This window comes from Aeromonas sp. FDAARGOS 1402, from assembly GCF_019046925.1.
Classification (GTDB): domain Bacteria; phylum Pseudomonadota; class Gammaproteobacteria; order Enterobacterales; family Aeromonadaceae; genus Aeromonas; species Aeromonas caviae.
The window spans coordinates 1,537,729-1,553,018 of sequence record NZ_CP077201.1 but is presented as its reverse complement, the minus strand read 5'-3'; the positions used below and the strand labels follow the sequence as shown (position 1 = coordinate 1,553,018).

At 60.0% G+C, this 15,290-nt stretch carries 17 protein-coding genes; 10 read left to right on the top strand and 7 right to left on the bottom strand.

Features of this window, described 5'->3' with window-relative positions:
• Nucleotides 1–34 precede the first annotated feature (34 nt).
• Entirely contained in the window at nt 35–859 is an 825-nt protein-coding gene (locus tag I6L32_RS07430; RefSeq protein ID WP_128313065.1) for a helix-turn-helix transcriptional regulator, read from the top strand.
• Here the strand turns inward: I6L32_RS07430 and I6L32_RS07425 are convergent.
• Nucleotides 789–1,022 (bottom strand): hypothetical protein, encoded by a 234-nt coding sequence (locus I6L32_RS07425; protein WP_216944881.1) that lies wholly within the window; start codon nt 1,020–1,022, stop codon nt 789–791. The two genes, I6L32_RS07430 and I6L32_RS07425, sit on opposite strands and share 71 nt — an antisense overlap.
• A gap of 283 nt (nt 1,023–1,305) precedes the next feature.
• On the opposite strand from I6L32_RS07425, the gene I6L32_RS07420 reads away from it, so the two are divergent.
• On the top strand, nt 1,306–2,556 hold the full coding sequence (locus I6L32_RS07420; RefSeq protein ID WP_039040650.1) for a valine--pyruvate transaminase: 1,251 nt from the start codon (nt 1,306–1,308) through the stop codon (nt 2,554–2,556).
• A 72-nt stretch (nt 2,557–2,628) separates the two neighbouring features.
• Here I6L32_RS07420 and I6L32_RS07415 read toward each other — a convergent pair whose 3' ends face one another.
• The gene (locus I6L32_RS07415) at nt 2,629–3,069 is read right to left on the bottom strand and encodes an Hsp20 family protein (protein ID WP_216944880.1); all 441 of its coding nucleotides are present in this window, start codon (nt 3,067–3,069) and stop codon (nt 2,629–2,631) included.
• 92 nt (nt 3,070–3,161) lie between these two features.
• A complete protein-coding gene (locus I6L32_RS07410; RefSeq protein ID WP_010672291.1) occupies nt 3,162–3,575 on the bottom strand; it encodes an Hsp20 family protein in 414 nt (137 codons plus the stop codon).
• A 256-nt stretch (nt 3,576–3,831) separates the two neighbouring features.
• On the opposite strand from I6L32_RS07410, the gene I6L32_RS07405 reads away from it, so the two are divergent.
• Together I6L32_RS07405 and I6L32_RS07400 are read left to right on the top strand one after the other, a co-directional pair.
• On the top strand, nt 3,832–4,602 hold the full coding sequence (locus I6L32_RS07405; protein WP_216944879.1) for an MBL fold metallo-hydrolase: 771 nt from the start codon (nt 3,832–3,834) through the stop codon (nt 4,600–4,602).
• A gap of 85 nt (nt 4,603–4,687) precedes the next feature.
• On the top strand, nt 4,688–5,653 hold the full coding sequence (locus I6L32_RS07400; RefSeq protein WP_216944878.1) for a GlxA family transcriptional regulator: 966 nt from the start codon (nt 4,688–4,690) through the stop codon (nt 5,651–5,653).
• 99 nt (nt 5,654–5,752) lie between these two features.
• Here the strand turns inward: I6L32_RS07400 and gyrB are convergent, their stop codons facing one another.
• The 4 genes from gyrB to dnaA form a co-directional block, all read right to left on the bottom strand.
• Complete coding sequence (gene gyrB, locus I6L32_RS07395) at nt 5,753–8,164, bottom strand: DNA topoisomerase (ATP-hydrolyzing) subunit B (protein WP_203763714.1); 2,412 nt, start codon at nt 8,162–8,164, stop codon at nt 5,753–5,755.
• On the bottom strand, nt 8,161–9,264 hold the full coding sequence (gene recF / locus I6L32_RS07390) for a DNA replication/repair protein RecF (protein ID WP_010672287.1): 1,104 nt from the start codon (nt 9,262–9,264) through the stop codon (nt 8,161–8,163). The genes gyrB and recF overlap by 4 nt, the downstream gene beginning before the upstream one ends.
• 2 nt (nt 9,265–9,266) lie before the next feature.
• Nucleotides 9,267–10,370 (bottom strand): DNA polymerase III subunit beta, encoded by a 1,104-nt coding sequence (dnaN, locus tag I6L32_RS07385; protein WP_039040646.1) that lies wholly within the window; start codon nt 10,368–10,370, stop codon nt 9,267–9,269.
• An 83-nt stretch (nt 10,371–10,453) separates the two neighbouring features.
• Complete coding sequence (dnaA, locus tag I6L32_RS07380; protein ID WP_039040645.1) at nt 10,454–11,824, bottom strand: chromosomal replication initiator protein DnaA; 1,371 nt, start codon at nt 11,822–11,824, stop codon at nt 10,454–10,456.
• Nucleotides 11,825–12,134: 310 nt separating this feature from the next.
• Between dnaA and I6L32_RS07375 the strand changes: the two genes are divergently transcribed.
• The 6 genes from I6L32_RS07375 to yidD all read left to right on the top strand — a co-directional run bounded on the left by I6L32_RS07375 (nt 12,135) and on the right by yidD (nt 15,287).
• Entirely contained in the window at nt 12,135–12,893 is a 759-nt protein-coding gene (locus I6L32_RS07375) for an amino acid ABC transporter substrate-binding protein (RefSeq protein WP_216944877.1), read from the top strand.
• Complete coding sequence (locus I6L32_RS07370; protein ID WP_010672283.1) at nt 12,894–13,562, top strand: amino acid ABC transporter permease; 669 nt, start codon at nt 12,894–12,896, stop codon at nt 13,560–13,562.
• Between the two features lie 12 nt (nt 13,563–13,574).
• The gene (locus I6L32_RS07365; protein ID WP_010672282.1) at nt 13,575–14,309 is read left to right on the top strand and encodes an amino acid ABC transporter ATP-binding protein; all 735 of its coding nucleotides are present in this window, start codon (nt 13,575–13,577) and stop codon (nt 14,307–14,309) included.
• 269 nt (nt 14,310–14,578) lie between these two features.
• Nucleotides 14,579–14,713, top strand: a complete 135-nt coding sequence (gene rpmH, locus I6L32_RS07360) for a 50S ribosomal protein L34 (RefSeq protein ID WP_005307156.1) — start codon at nt 14,579–14,581, stop codon at nt 14,711–14,713.
• On the top strand, nt 14,713–15,072 hold the full coding sequence (gene rnpA, locus I6L32_RS07355; protein WP_010672281.1) for a ribonuclease P protein component: 360 nt from the start codon (nt 14,713–14,715) through the stop codon (nt 15,070–15,072). The genes rpmH and rnpA overlap by 1 nt, the downstream gene beginning before the upstream one ends.
• Nucleotides 15,039–15,287: a membrane protein insertion efficiency factor YidD gene (yidD, locus tag I6L32_RS07350; protein WP_010672280.1), complete on the top strand. Its 249-nt coding sequence runs from the start codon at nt 15,039–15,041 to the stop codon at nt 15,285–15,287. The genes rnpA and yidD overlap by 34 nt, the downstream gene beginning before the upstream one ends.
• Nucleotides 15,288–15,290: the final 3 nt, after the last annotated feature.

Here is a 15,290-nt window from a genome sequence, read left to right as displayed (position 1 = left end):
ATAAGACGGACTATAAACAGCAAGAATCGGACACATGGCCTTTATTCTTCCCGATCACCCCTTTGATCCGGACCAGCACGACGGCAGCGCCATCGGTATTGCCGCCGCCCTCGGCTGGCACGACTCCGGCCGCCATCAGCACCAGCGTCACCAGCTGCTGTTCGCCCAGGCAGGCTGCATGACCATAGAGCTGGACGATCAGGTCTGCCTGCTGCCGCCGACGCGAGCGGCCTGGTTGCCAGCAGGCCTGCCCCACCGGGTATTGATGCGCGGGGTAGTGGCCTATCGCTCCCTCTACTTCCAGCCGGAGCCCGCGTTGCCAAACGAGATGGCGGTGCTGGCGGTCAACCCGCTGCTGCGGGAGATCATCGAGCGGATGGCGCTCTGGCCCTGGGACAAGCCGGAAGCAGAGCAAACCTGCACACTGGCATTATTGAAAGAAGAGCTGGCGCAAGCGCCGCGGGAATCCTGGCAGTTGCCGCTGCCGTCAGACGGGCGTCTGATCGGCTGGCTGCAGGAGATAAAGCGGGGTGACACCCTGCCCGATCGGCTCAACCGGCTGGCCGAGCGGGTGGGTGCCAGCGACAAGACCATAGGCCGCATCTTCATGCGGGAGACCGGCATGAGCTACCAGGCCTGGCGCCAGCAGTGGCGACTGCTTCGGGCCATGGAACTGCTGGCAGAAGCCGAGCCCATCAGCCGGGTGGCCGCTGCCCTGGAGTTCGCCAGCGACAGCGCCTTCATCGCCTTCTTCAGGCAGCACACGGGGCAGACCCCCTTGCGCTACCTCAACTCTCGGGATGAGTCGCATCGGCCGAACTCGCCTCCACCACCAGGGTCTCCAGGGCCAGCAGCTTGAGGTTTTGAATGGCCTCTGCCACCACGTCATGGGAAGCCTGCTGCTGCAAGGCCAGCATCTCCTGTTGCAGGGCGGCGCTATCCAGCTCGGGTCTGGGGTTCTCGGCGGCCATGGCATTCAGGCTCAGGCTGCTGGCAATCAGGGTAGCGATCAGGATCTTCATCTGGCGTGCTCCGGTGTGGTTGAGATGACCACATAACTATTCCAATAGTTGTGCCAGATTTATAACAACATGATTTTATTGATATAAATGATTTTTTGATGCTGCTACCCCCCTTCCTGAATCGAATATTGGTTATTTTAAAACCTATAAATGGTTTTTTTTACCACCTCCATCATGGCAACCCTGTTCCACGTGAAACGCCCCGTTTTTTTGATCGACACCCGCTTTTGAAGTGAGCTATGGTGCTAGCTCCCCCCTTAACTGACTCTGGATTTGCCACCGAATGGAATTCTCCTTGTTCGGCGAGAAGTTCACTCGCCACGCCGGTATTACCCAACTCATGGACGACCTCAATCAAGGGCTGCTGAATCCCGACGCCATCATGCTGGGAGGCGGCAATCCGGCCCCCATCCCCGCCATGCTGGAACGCTTTCAGGCCGAGGCCAATACCCTGCTCGACAACGGCGAACTGATCAAGGCCATGGCCAACTACGATGGCCCCCAGGGCAAGGACAGGTTCACCAAGGCGCTGGCGACCCTGCTCAGCAAGGAGCTGGGCTGGGAGATCTCCGCCCGCAACATCGCCCTGACCAACGGCAGCCAGAACGCCTTCTTCTATCTGTTCAACCTGCTGGCCGGCGAGTTCGCCGACGGTCGCAAGAAGAAGGTGCTGTTCCCCCTGGCCCCCGAATACATCGGCTATGCCGACTCGGCCCTCTCGGACGATCATTTCGTCGCCTACAAGCCCACCATCGAGAAGCTGCCCGATGGCCAGTTCAAATACCACGTGGATTTCGAGAGCCTGCAGGTGGGCGACGACATCGGGGTGATCTGTGTCTCCCGGCCGACCAACCCCACAGGCAACGTGCTCACCGACGAGGAGATCGAACACCTCGATCAGATCGCCCGTGACAAGGGGATCCCGCTGCTCATCGACAATGCCTACGGCGTGCCCTTCCCCGGCATCATCTTCAGCGACGCCAAGCCGTTCTGGAACGCCAACACCATCCTCTGCATGAGCCTCTCCAAGCTCGGCCTGCCGGGCACCCGTTGCGGCATCGTCATCGCCGACGAGAAGATCATCCGGGCCATCACCAACCTGAGCGGCATCATCAATCTGGCGCCGGGCAGCCTGGGTCCGGCCATCACCATTCCGATGATCGAGAGCGGAGACATCATCACCCTGAGCGAACAGGTGGTGAAACCCTTCTACCAGCAGAAAGCCACCTTCGCGGTCCAGCTGCTGCGCGAGGCCATTCCGGATCCGCGCTTCCACATCCACAAGCCGGAGGGTGCCCTCTTCCTCTGGCTCTGGTTCGAAGACCTGCCGATCCACTGCCAGGAGCTGTATGAGCGGCTGAAGGCGAAGAACCTGCTGATCGTGCCCGGCCACTACTTCTTCCCCGGCATCGACGACCCCGAGTGGCGCCACAGCCAGGAGTGCATTCGCCTCAACTATGCCCAGAGCGAAGATCTGGTGCGTCGCGGCATCGCCATCCTGGCCGACGAGATCAACGCCCTCTACGCCGGTTGATTCCCCCTTCGGCATGAAAAAAGAGGCCTGCAGATGCAGGCCTCTTTTCTATCAGGTGGTCAGCGATGTTGTTTAACCGGGAAGTGCCAGCTGATCGGGTTTGCCGATGGGGATGGCACGGGGCTTGAGCGCTTCCGGCAGCTCCCGGGCCAGCTTTATGGTCAGCAGACCGTGCTCCAGCCTGGCCCCCTGCACTTCCACGTGCTGGCTCAGCTTGAAGGCGAGCTCGAAGTCCCGCTCGGCGATCCCCTGATGGAGGAACTGGCGCTCGCCCATGGTGGCGACCTTGCGCCCCTTCACCTTGAGGGTGCCATTTTCGGTCTCCAGCTCCAGCTCATTGCGATCGAAACCGGCCACGGCAACCGTGATGAGGTAGCTGTCGTGATCCCGCTTTTCGATGTTGTACGGGGGGTAGGCCGAGGTCTTCTGATCGAACAGGCCTTCCAGCTCGCGGGCCATCCGCTCGAAGCCGACGGCATTGGAATAGAGATGAGAAAAATCGAGGTTACGCATGATCCTATCCTTCTATAAAGCAACAGGGTTTACTCTCCACGGGCCCGCCATCGGCACCCGGGAAACATCAGCAATGCAACGAGGTCAGGCTGTCAGCCGTTGATCTCGATCTTGCGGGGCTTCATCGCCTCGGGCACTTCGCGCACCAGGTCGATGTGCAGCAGACCGTTCTTCAGGTCGGCCCCCTTCACCCGCACATAGTCGGCCAGCTGGAAGCGACGCTCGAAGCCGCGTTCAGCAATGCCTTGGTAGAGGTAGTTGCGCTCGGTGTCGGCCTGCTTGCTGCCCTTCACCGTCAGCAGATTTTCCTGGAAGCTCAGCTCCAGCTCTTCCTGGGTAAAGCCCGCCACCGCCATGCTGATGCGGTAGTCGCTGTCACCCAGCTGCTCGATGTTGTAGGGGGGATAGCCGGCATTGCCATTGCTGGCGGCAGATTCGATGAGAGTGGCCAGACGATCGAAACCGATGGCAGAACGATAGAGCGGAGAAAAGTCGATAGAACGCATAGTATTACCCTCTTGTGAGCGATAACGGATTGTTTGCCCTCCTGATGGACGGGCGCCTGGTCGAAACCTCTGTCGAGCGTTCCGGCCTTGTTATCTATATAGGGGCCAGCATTTGGCTTTCAAGGGGTAAAAACAAAAGAAATGCAGGCCATCAAGAATGGCCCGATTAGATCGATAATAGGCCTGCGGGCCACTCATGATCCGTCCCTCATCCCTCCATACTGGCCGTGTCCCCAACGAGAAACCGGAGCACGTCATGAAGATTACCCAGGTTCGCAACGCCACCCTGCTCATCCACTACGCAGGAACCCGCTTCCTCATCGACCCCATGCTGGCCCCCAAGGGGAGCTACCCCGGCTTCGAAGGCATGGCCAACAGCCATCTTCGCAACCCCCTGGTCGAGCTGCCGCTGCCCATAGCGACCCTGCTGGAGGTGGATGCGGTGATCGTCACCCATGACCATCTGGATCACTGGGACGATGTCGCGAAAGCGAAGATCCCCAAGCACCTTCCCCTGTTCGTGCAGCATCAAAAAGATGCCGACACCATGAGGGGATGCGGCTTCGAGGATGTGCGCCTGCTGGGCGAGGTCGGCGAGTTCGCCGGCATCCGCCTGCAACAGACGGAAGGCCGACACGGCAGCGATACCATCATGTCCCTGCTGGGGGATCGCCTTGGCGAGGTCAGCGGAGTGGTCTTCTCCCATCCCGCCGAAAAGACCCTCTATCTGGCCGGCGACACCGTCTGGAATGCCCAGGTTGAACAAGCGCTGCACCGGCACCAACCCGAGGTTGTCGTCCTCAACTGCGGTGATGCCCAGGTGACGGGTCTGGGCGCCATCATCATGGGCAAGGAGGATGTGGCCGCCGTCTATCAGGCCGCCCCGCAGGCCACCCTGATCGCCAGCCACATGGAGGCGGTCAATCATGCCCTGCTGTCCCGGCGGGAGCTGCGCGACTACCTGGACAGCCAGGGGATGGCCGCCCGGGTACGGGTGCCCGAGGATGGCGACACCATGGTGCTCTGAACGAGGGGCCGGGCACCACATGGCTCTTCGGCTTTCTGTTGCTGCCCCGTATGATGGGGATCCGAGTGCAAAGGAGTCTGCCACCATGCCCCGTCCCCTCATCGTCGCCGTCATCACCTTCGATCGCTTCAGCCCCTTTCACTGCTCGGTGCCCTGCCTCATCTTTGGCGACAAGATGATGCCGGGCCAGTCGTTGTTCGAGCTGAGACTCTGCGCCGGGGATGACACGCGGCAACCCGCCTCCTCCCAGGGCTTTCGCATGGAGGCCGACTATGGCCTGGAGGGTCTGCTGGAGGCGGATATCATCATCATCCCCTTCTGGCGCGATCCGGCCGAGCGCCCCGCCCAACCCTTGCTCGATGCCCTGGTTGCCGCCCGGATCAGGGGAGCCCAGATCGTGGGGCTCTGTCTCGGTACCTATGTGCTGGCCTATGCCGGCCTGCTGGACGGGCGCGGTGCCGCCACCCACTGGGAATTTGAACAGGAGTTCGTCCAGCGCTTCCCCCGGGTGCGGCTCGATACCAATGCCCTCTACGTCGACGACGACGGGCTCATCACCTCGGCTGGCACCGCCGCCAGCCTGGACTGCTGCCTCTATCTGGTTCGCCAGCATCACGGCAGCCAGATTGCCAACAAGCTGGCCAGGCGGCTGGTGGTGCCTCCCCACCGGGAGGGTGGCCAGGCCCAGTTCATCGAGCAGCCGGTACCCGCCTCCACCCGGGATGCCAGGATCAACCAGCTGTTCGATCACCTGCGCCTGCACCTGGCCGCGCCCCACACCCTGGACAGCCTGGCGGAACATTGCATGATGAGCCGACGCACCTTTAGCCGCCGCTTCCAGCTCGCCACCGGTCTCTCCCTCGGGGAGTGGCTGATGGCGGAGCGTCTGCGCCGCAGCCAGACGCTGCTGGAGTCCAGCACCCACACCGTGGAACGCATCGCCGAACTGGTGGGGCTCGGATCTGCCACCATATTGCGCAAGCACTTTCGCACCCGCTTCGGGGTGTCGCCGCGGGAGTGGCGCCGCACCTTTCGCGGTGACAGAGTCTAGGTCCCTCATGTTTCACGTGGAACGCGCCCTCTCCCTTCCATCCAGAAAACAAAAAGCCGCTCACGAGGAGCGGCTTTTGATGGTTGTCGGACCGTCTGATTAGACGTCGAGGTTGGCAACCCGCAGGGCGTTGGTCTCGATAAAGTCGCGACGGGGCTCTACGGCGTCACCCATCAGGGTGGAGAAGAGCTGGTCGGCGCCGACCGCATCGTCGATGGTGACACGCAGCATGCGACGGGCTTCCGGATCCATGGTGGTTTCCCACAGCTGCTCCGGGTTCATCTCCCCCAGCCCTTTATAGCGCTGGATGTAGATGCCACGCTTGCCTTCGCCCATCAGCCACTCGACCGCTTCCACGAAGCTGGCGACCGGCTTCACCTTCTCGCCACGCTTGATGTAACCGCCTTCCTCGATCAGGTTGGCGATCTCCTTGCCCAGGGAGACCAGCTGACGGTACTCGGAGGATTGCAGGAAGTCGTAGCTGAGCGGGTATTCACGGTCGACCCCGTGCTGGCGTACCACGGCGTGGGGCACGAACAGGCTGCGCTCCTCGTCGCGGCGTACCTGCATCTGGTACTGGATGCCGTGGTTGCTCTCGTTGAGCACGGCTTCCATGCTCTGGCACCAGGCCTGCAGATCGCTCTCGCTGGCCAGCAGGGTTTCGTTCAACTCAGGCTGATAGATCAGCTGGGTCAGCACGGCTTCCGGGGCGCGACGGGACATGCGGGTGATGAGGTGAGAGACGGCGCGATGCTGGTTGACCAGACGCTCCAGCGCCTCGCCACCGATGGCCGGGGCAGATTCGTTGACGTGCAGGGTCGCACCGTCCAGCGCCATGGCGGTCTGGTACTGCAACAATGCGTCTTCGTCTTTCAGGTACTGCTCCTGCTTGCCCTTCTTCACCTTGTAGAGCGGCGGCTGAGCGATGAAGACATAGCCACGCTCGATGATTTCCGGCATCTGACGATAGAAGAAGGTCAGCAGCAGGGTACGGATGTGCGCACCATCGACGTCCGCATCCGTCATGATGATGATGTTGTGATAGCGCAGCTTGTCCGGGTTGTACTCGTCGCGACCGATGCCACAGCCCAGAGCGGTGATCAGGGTGCCCACCTCCTGGGAGGAGATCATCTTGTCGAAACGGGCCTTCTCCACGTTCAGGATCTTGCCCTTGAGGGGCAGGATGGCCTGGTTCTTCCGGTTGCGACCCTGCTTGGCGGAACCGCCAGCAGAGTCCCCTTCCACGATGTAGAGTTCGGAGAGCGCCGGGTCTTTCTCCTGACAGTCCGCCAGCTTGCCGGGCAGACCGGCGATATCCAGCGCGCCCTTGCGGCGGGTCAGTTCGCGGGCCTTGCGGGCCGCTTCACGGGCACGGGCCGCATCGATGATCTTGTTGACCACGATTTTGGCGTCGCCCGGGTTTTCCAGCAGGAAGTCGGCCAGCTTCTCACCCATCGCCTGTTCCACGGCGGTCTTCACTTCGGAAGAGACCAGCTTGTCCTTGGTCTGGGAGGAGAACTTGGGATCCGGTACCTTGACGGAGATAACGGCAATTAGACCTTCACGGACGTCGTCACCACTGGCGGCGGACTTGGCCTTCTTGCTGTAGTCCTCCTTGTCCATGTAGTTGTTCAGCGTCCGGGTCAGCGCGGTACGGAAGCCCACCAGGTGGGTACCGCCATCCCGCTGCGGAATATTGTTGGTGAAGCAGTAGACCCCTTCCTGATAGGCGTCGTTCCACTGCATGGCGACTTCGACACCGATGCCGTCCTGCTCTGTGGTGAAGTGGAACACCTTGGGGTGGATCGGGGTCTTGTTCTGGTTCAGGTACTCGACGAAGGCCTTGATGCCCCCTTCGTAGCAGAAGTGCGCCTCGCGGCCATCACGCTCGTCCATCAGACGGATGGAGACGCCGGAGTTGAGGAAGGAGAGCTCGCGCAGACGCTTGGCCAGGATCTCGTAGTGGAACAGGGTGTCGCTGAAGATGGTCGGGCTCGGCCAGAAGCGAACTTCGGTCCCGGTGCCAGTGCTGTCACCAATCTGCTTGAGGGGTGCCTGCGGCTCGCCCAGGTGATAGGTCTGCTCGTAGACATGACCGTTGCGGCGGATGGTCAGCAGCAGCTTGTCGGAAAGCGCGTTCACCACGGAAACGCCCACACCGTGCAGACCGCCGGACACCTTGTAGGAGTTGTCATCGAATTTGCCGCCGGCGTGCAGCACGGTCATGATGACTTCAGCGGCCGAACGACCCTCTTCCGGGTGGATGTCCACCGGAATGCCGCGACCGTTGTCGCGCACGGAGACGGAGCCGTCGGAATGGATCTTGACCTGGATATCGGAGCAGTAGCCAGCCAGAGCCTCGTCGATGGAGTTGTCGACGACCTCGAACACCATGTGGTGCAGGCCCGATCCATCGTCCGTATCGCCGATATACATCCCCGGGCGCTTGCGGACCGCATCCAGGCCCTTGAGCACCTTGATATTCGAGGAGTCGTAAGTATTTTCACTCATAGCTTACTCTCTGCCTTCTCTAACGTTTCGGAGATCTTGCCTTGTTCCACGTGGAACAGCTTGCAGTCACTCGCATCCATCATGTCTGCGAGCTGACCGGTATCGATGGCGGTGATGAACACCTGGGACGCGCACTGCTTCAGCCTTGCGGCCAGCAGACGACGTTTGTCGACATCCAGTTCAGAGGCAAAATCATCAATTAAAAAAATACAGCCGCGGCTGCTATGTTGATTCAAATAGAGCCCTTGGGCCAGCCGCATGGCACAGACCAGCAACTTCAGCTGACCCCTGGACAAAATATCCTGCGCGGGCACGCCGTTCGCCTTGAGCCGCACGTCCGCCTTCTGCGGACCGACCCCAGTGTACCCCAGCGAACGATCCCGTTCGAACCCCGCCTCCAGCAATGCATCGAGGGGAGTGTCTTTTTCCCAGCCTCGATAGAATCCAAGACTGATATCGAACTCCGGCAGAAAATCTGCCGTCATCTCCTTGATCAGGGGCGTAATGGCCTGACAATAACTGGCGCGAAACCCCGCCAGCTCGCCACCCAGTCGCACCAGCTCCTGATCCCAGAATGCCAGTTGACGATACTGGGTGCTCTGGCGCAGCAAGGCATTGCGCTGCTTCAGCAGCCGACGCACCCGCCCCCAGAGGGAGAAGAAGGTCGGCTCCTGATGGAAAACACCCCAGTCGAGCCAGGCCCGGCGAGCCTGGGGCCCACCGGTCAGCAGGCTGAAACCATCGGGGTGGATCAACTGTACCGGCAACAGCTCCGCCAGATCGGCCAGGCGCTGGGCCTGGGCACCGGCGATCTTGAGCTGGGTTTCGCCCCCCTTGTCCTTGGCAAGCCCGATGGGCACCTGACGCCCCTCCAGCTCGCACTGGGCAAACAGGGTAAAGGCCCGCTCGCCCTGGCGGATGACCCGCCCGGTCAAATGGGTACGAAACGAGCGGCCGAGACCAAGGTAATGAATGGCTTCCAGCACGCTGGTCTTGCCGCTGCCGTTGCTCCCGACCAGGATATTGAGGCCGGGAGACAGTGCGAGACTGGCGTGCTGAATGTTGCGAAAGTCGCTGAGCTGGAGTTTGACCAGGGACACGACTAGATCCGCATCGGCATCACCACGTACTGGGCATCTTGGTTCTCAAAATCCTCAATAATGGCGCTGCTGATGGAATCGCTCAGGCTGATCCGGATTTGGTCACATTTTAACGTATTCAACACGTCCAGCACATAGGAGACGTTGAAGCCGATCTCCATCTCGCCAGCGGCGTATTGTACGTCAAGCAGCTCTTCGGCTTCTTCCTGTTCCGGGTTGTTGGCGGTGATGCGCAGCAGGTTTTCCTGCAGATTGAGACGCACCCCACGGAATTTCTCGTTGGAGAGGATGGCGGCACGGGCAAAGGCCTGGCGCAGATCCTCGCGACCGGCGATCAGGGCCTTGTCACTCCCCCGGGGGATGACGCGGCGCCAGTCCGGGAAACGGCCATCCACCAGCTTGGAGGTGAAAATGAAGCCATCCAGGGCGGCGCGCAGATTGCTGCGGCCCACTTGCAGCCTTACCGGCTTGTCTTCCGCTTCCAGCAGGCGCACCAGCTCCAGCACCCCTTTGCGCGGCAGGATGACCTGATGATCGGGCAGCGATTCCCCCACCACCTCGCGGCGGCAGGTGGCCAGCCGGTGACCGTCCGTCGCCACGGTACGCAGGCCGTGGCCTTCGCTCTCGAACAGCATGCCGTTCAGGTAGTAGCGCACGTCCTGGCTCGCCATGGAGAACTGGGTCGCGTCGATGAGTTTTTTCAGCTCCAGCTGGCTGATGTCGAACTCGAGCACGGATTCCCAATCCTCGATGTTCGGGTATTCGGTCGCCGGCAGGGTCGACAGGTTGAAGCGGGAGCGGCCGGAACGGATGATGAGGCGCTCTCCCTCGGTGCTGAGACGGATCTCCGCCCCCTCCGGCAGACCGCGACAGATGTCCAGCAGCTTGCGCGCCGGCACTGTGGTGCGGCCATCCTGGCTGTCGCTGTTGAGATAGACCTGTCCGATCATCTCCACCTCGAGATCGGTCCCGGTCAGCGACAGCAGGCCATTGCTGACATCGAGCAGGACGTTGCCGAGGATGGGCAGGGTCGGCCGGCCACCCAGGGCACCGGACACCAGTTGCAGGGGACGTAACAGGGCCTCACGGCTAATTTCGAGCTGCATCTGTGCTCTCCGTTGTTATTGGGAGGAAAGGATTCGGATCAGGCTGGAACATGCAATCTGCATCTGTGCACTCCGTTCCGTTATCAGGAAGAAAGGGTACGGATCAGGTTGGAATAATCTTCCTTGATGTCGTGACTCTCTTCCTTCAGCTGCTCGATCTTGCGGCAGGCATGAAGAACCGTGGTGTGGTCACGGCCACCAAAGGCATCCCCTATCTCAGGCAAGCTGTGGTTGGTCAGCTCCTTGGCCAGCGCCATCGCCAGCTGGCGCGGGCGGGCAACGGAACGGGAGCGACGCTTGGAGAGCAGATCCGCCAGCTTGATCTTGTAGTACTCCGCCACCGTCTTCTGGATGTTGTCGATGGTGACCAGCTTCTCCTGCAAGGCCAGGAGATCGCGCAGCGCCTCGCGCACGAAGTCGATGTTGATGGCGCGGCCGGTGAAGTTGGCGTTGGCGATCACCCGGTTGAGGGCGCCTTCCAGTTCACGGACGTTGGAGCGCAGCCGTTTGGCGATGAAGAAGGCCACTTCGTCCGGCAGATGGATCTGGTTCTCGTCCGCCTTGCGCATCAGGATCGCAACCCGGGTCTCCAGCTCCGGCGGTTCGATCGCCACCGTCAGGCCCCAGCCGAAGCGGGACTTGAGACGATCTTCCACCCCGTTGATCTCTTTCGGATAACGGTCCGAGGTCAGGATGATCTGCTGGTTGCCTTCAAGCAGGGCGTTGAAGGTGTGGAAGAACTCCTCCTGGGAGCGCTCCTTGTTGGCGAAGAACTGGATGTCATCGATGAGCAGGGCATCGACGCTACGGTAATAACGCTTGAACTCTTCAATGGCGTTATTCTGCAGCGCCTTCACCATGTCCTGCACGAACCGTTCGGAGTGCATGTAGATGACTTTGGCGTCTTTCTTGCGATCCTTGATGGCATTGCCAACGGCGTGCAGCAGGTGGGTCTTGCCAAGGCCAGTGCCGCCATAGAGGAACAGCGGGTTGTAGGCACCACCCGGATTGTCGGCCACCTGACGGGCGGCCGCACGGGCCAGCTGGTTGGACTTACCCTCGACGAAATTCTCGAAGGTATAGTTCACGTTGGTGTTGCTCTTGTGGTTTGGCTCGGGCTTGTTTTCGGCCTTGTTTTCCCAGCTCTTGGGAGAGTTATTCACAGGATCGACACCACGGGCCGGCGCCCTGGCGACCGCGACGGGATGAGGGCGATTGCCGATATCAAAACGCAGGGTGGGAGCGTCGGCTCCGCACAGCTCGTTGATGATGCCGTTGACCCGGAGCAGGTACTTGTCGCGTACCCAGTCCAGAACAAAGCGGTTCGGTGCATACAGGGTCAGAGTATTGTCACTCAACTCCGCTTGAAGCGGCCGGATCCACATGCTGAATTCTGCCGAGGGCAACTCATCTTGCAGCCGGTTAAGGCACTGCTGCCATAGCGAAGCAGTCACTCTAGACTCCCGTCAATTGATTAAGTAAAGACCGGCTATTCTACGTTTTTAGTGGCCGGATCTCCAGTTGCTGCCGCACGGATCCAGCAAATAAGATCCTTGACTTTCAAGGATCCAACGCCCCAGGATCCCATTTCATCCCCAAAGTTACCCACAGCCGGATATCGGCAATGTGGACAGAATGGCGCGCTGCAACCATAGTTATTTTATATAACCAAATATCATTTATTTTTTATATTTTATTCCAATAACATCAGCGCCAACCCGTGATTACAACTAAAAATACAGCACTACAGAGAGAGGAATCCCCATGAAATCCACCATCAAACTGATTTCCGGCGCCGCCATTCTGCTGGCCAGCCTATCCGGCCAGGCCATCGCCCAGGAAACCATCAAGGTCGGCATGTCCGGCAAATATTTCCCGTTCACCTTCGTCAAGCAGGACAAGCTGCAGGGCTTCGAGGTGGACATGTGGAACCAGATCGGTGAGCGCACCGGCTACAAGGTCGAGTTCGTGACCGCCAGCTTCTCCGGCCTGTTCGGCATGCTGGAAACCGGCCGCGTTGACACCATCTCCAACCAGATCACCATCACCGACGAGCGCAAGGCCAAGTACGCCTTCTCCCAGCCCTATGTCTATGACGGTGCCCAGATCGTGGTCCGCAAGGGCAACAACACCATCCACGGCATCAAGGACCTGGAAGGCAAGAAGGTCGCCGTCAACCTGGGCTCCAACTTCGAAGAGCTGCTGCGCAAGAACGACCCCAACAAGAAGATCAATATCCGTACCTATGACTCCGCCTTCGAGCAGGATGTCGCCCTGGGCCGCATCGACGCCTTCGTGATGGACCGCGTCTCCACCGCCCAGCTGATCAAGGAATCCAAGCTGCCGCTGCAACAGGCAGGTGCACCGTTCGAAACCATCGAGAATGCCCTGCCCTTCCTGAAGACCCCGGAGAAGCAGGCCGTGCTGAAGAAGGTTGACGATGCCCTCACCGCCATGCGCAAAGACGGCACCCTGACCAAAATCTCCGAAAAATGGTTCGCAGCGGACATCACCAGCAAATAAATGATGGAATTTGACCTCGAGTACACGCTAGGGCTGTTTCCCATCCTGCTCAAATACCTGGGCACCACGATGGAAATGGCCCTGTGGGGATTCGTATTGGCACTCGTACTGTCGCTGATCCTGGCGATAGTACGGGTGTTTCGCGTTCCCGCACTTCACTGGCTGGCGATGCTGTATATCTCGTTCTTCCGGGGTACACCGCTGCTCGTCCAGCTGTTCCTGCTCTATTACGGGCTGCCGCAGCTCTTCCCCATCTTCGTGGGGATGGATGCCTTTACCGCCGCCATCATCGGCCTGACCCTGCACTTTGCCGCCTACATGGCCGAGTCGATCCGGGCAGCCATTCTCGGCATCCACAAGAGCCAGATGGAAGCCGCCCTCAGCATCGGCATGAGTCGGCTGCAGGCGATGCAGCGGATCATCCTGCCCCAGGCGGCCCGCATCGCGACACCATCGCTGATGAACTACTTCATCGACATGATCAAGAGCACCTCCCTGGCGTTTACCCTGGGTGTGGCGGAGATCATGGGCAAGGCCCAGATGGAAGCGGCCTCCTCCTTCAAGTTCTTCGAGAGCTTCATGGCGGTGGCGCTGATCTACTGGGTGGTGGTTATCTTCTTCACCCGCTTGCAGCATCTGCTGGAAGTGCGGCTGAACCGTGCTTATTAAAGGAGGCCTGTCATGATCAACCTAACGGGTCTCTCCAAGGCCTATGACGGAAATCAGGTGCTCAACGGCATCGATCTTGAGGTAAAGAAGGGGGAGATTGTCGTCATCATCGGCCCCTCCGGTACCGGCAAGTCGACTCTGCTGCGCTGCCTCAACCTGCTGGAAACCCCGGATGCAGGGCGGCTCGTCATCGATGACCTCGCCGTGGATCTGGCCAAGGCCAGCGACCAGCAGGCCATCGAACTGCGCAAACGCGCCTCTTTCGTGTTCCAGAACTACGCCCTGTTCGCCAACAAGACGGCGCTGGACAACATCGCCGAGGGGCTGATCACCGTCTGGAAGCAGCCGAAGGCGGAGGCTCGTGCCACTGCCCTGGGCATCCTCAAGGACATCGGCCTCGCCGAGAAACAGGATGCCTACCCGGCCTCCCTCTCCGGCGGCCAGCAACAGCGCGTCGGCATCGGCCGGGCCATGGCGGCCCACTCCAAGGTGATCCTGTTTGACGAGCCCACCTCCGCCCTCGATCCCGAGTGGGTCGACGAGGTGCTGGGCCTGATGAAGCAGCTCGCCCGCCAGCACCAGACCATGGTGGTGGTGACCCACGAGATCGAGTTTGCCCGTGATGTCGCCGATCGGGTGATCTTCATGGAAGGAGGCCGGATCGTGGAGCAGGGCCCGCCGGATCAGATATTGGTCGATCCGCAGGATCCCCGTACCCGGGAGTTCCTGCGCAAAGTACTTAAATAGCTCTCTCTTTGGCGGCCTGGCCGCCTTTTTTCTTGAGGGATCCTTGTTTAACCCCGGGTTGCCAGTATAATTCGGGGCCCTTGATCCTCCGGATCCTGCCAGATTACCCCGCTCGGTCGACGAACGGGGCGAGATGGAAAGGAACGGCGGATTGACGAGAAGCTGAACTCTGTTTAGAATTCGGCCTCTTTTGCTAGTCGTCACACGCTATAGCTGGCGCGTCGGCTAAGTGTGACAATCAAAACTGTACAGAAATACGGAATCGAATCATGAAACGTACTTTTCAACCGTCCAACCTGAAGCGCAAGCGCTCTCACGGTTTCCGCGCTCGCATGGCTACTGCCAACGGCCGCAAAGTTCTGGCCGCTCGTCGTGCCAAGGGTCGTGCCCGCCTGGTAGTCTAATGCCTACCCAGCACACCTTCTCTCGGGAGTTACGTCTGTTAACTCCCGAACACTTCAAACGCGTTTTCGCCGAGCCTGTCCGGGCCGCTTCTCCGCAAATTACGCTTCTTGCTTGCCCCAACTCCCTCGAACACCCCCGTCTTGGCCTCGCCGTGCCCAAAAAGGCGCTCAAGCGTGCCGTCTGGCGCAACCGTGTAAAACGAGTGGTTCGGGAAAGTTTTCGCCTCAATCAAGCCAATCTGCCCGCTATCGACATCGTCGTGATCGCCAAGGGTGGCGTGAAGGAGATGGACAACGAAGCGCTGTTCAAGTTACTGGAAAAGCTATGGCGCACTCTGTCACGCCGTTGCAATGGGTAGCAATCAAACTGATACGCCTGTATCAGCTAATCATTAGTCCCCTGCTCGGGCCGCGCTGCCGTTTCACCCCGACTTGTTCCCAATTTGCGATAGAAGCAATCCGACTTCACGGTTTCATAAAAGGCGTTTGGTTAGCCAGCAAACGTCTATTAAAATGCCATCCCTTATCCGAGGGTGGTTATGACCCGGTTCCGCAACCAAAGCGAAGAAACTGAAGA

Bases quoted from the DNA above. Each gene is read 5' to 3' on its own strand.
- I6L32_RS07430 (WP_128313065.1), top strand. From the start codon at position 35: ATGGCCTTTATTCTTCCCGATCACCCCTTTGATCCGGACCAGCACGAC.
- I6L32_RS07425 (WP_216944881.1), bottom strand. From the start codon at position 1,022: ATGAAGATCCTGATCGCTACCCTGATTGCCAGCAGCCTGAGCCTGAAT.
- I6L32_RS07420 (WP_039040650.1), top strand. From the start codon at position 1,306: ATGGAATTCTCCTTGTTCGGCGAGAAGTTCACTCGCCACGCCGGTATT.
- I6L32_RS07415 (WP_216944880.1), bottom strand. From the start codon at position 3,069: ATGCGTAACCTCGATTTTTCTCATCTCTATTCCAATGCCGTCGGCTTC.
- I6L32_RS07410 (WP_010672291.1), bottom strand. From the start codon at position 3,575: ATGCGTTCTATCGACTTTTCTCCGCTCTATCGTTCTGCCATCGGTTTC.
- I6L32_RS07405 (WP_216944879.1), top strand. From the start codon at position 3,832: ATGAAGATTACCCAGGTTCGCAACGCCACCCTGCTCATCCACTACGCA.
- I6L32_RS07400 (WP_216944878.1), top strand. From the start codon at position 4,688: ATGCCCCGTCCCCTCATCGTCGCCGTCATCACCTTCGATCGCTTCAGC.
- gyrB (WP_203763714.1), bottom strand. From the start codon at position 8,164: ATGAGTGAAAATACTTACGACTCCTCGAATATCAAGGTGCTCAAGGGC.
- dnaN (WP_039040646.1), bottom strand. From the start codon at position 10,370: ATGCAGCTCGAAATTAGCCGTGAGGCCCTGTTACGTCCCCTGCAACTG.
- I6L32_RS07375 (WP_216944877.1), top strand. From the start codon at position 12,135: ATGAAATCCACCATCAAACTGATTTCCGGCGCCGCCATTCTGCTGGCC.
- I6L32_RS07370 (WP_010672283.1), top strand. From the start codon at position 12,894: ATGATGGAATTTGACCTCGAGTACACGCTAGGGCTGTTTCCCATCCTG.
- I6L32_RS07365 (WP_010672282.1), top strand. From the start codon at position 13,575: ATGATCAACCTAACGGGTCTCTCCAAGGCCTATGACGGAAATCAGGTG.
- rpmH (WP_005307156.1), top strand. From the start codon at position 14,579: ATGAAACGTACTTTTCAACCGTCCAACCTGAAGCGCAAGCGCTCTCAC.
- rnpA (WP_010672281.1), top strand. From the start codon at position 14,713: ATGCCTACCCAGCACACCTTCTCTCGGGAGTTACGTCTGTTAACTCCC.
- yidD (WP_010672280.1), top strand. From the start codon at position 15,039: ATGGCGCACTCTGTCACGCCGTTGCAATGGGTAGCAATCAAACTGATA.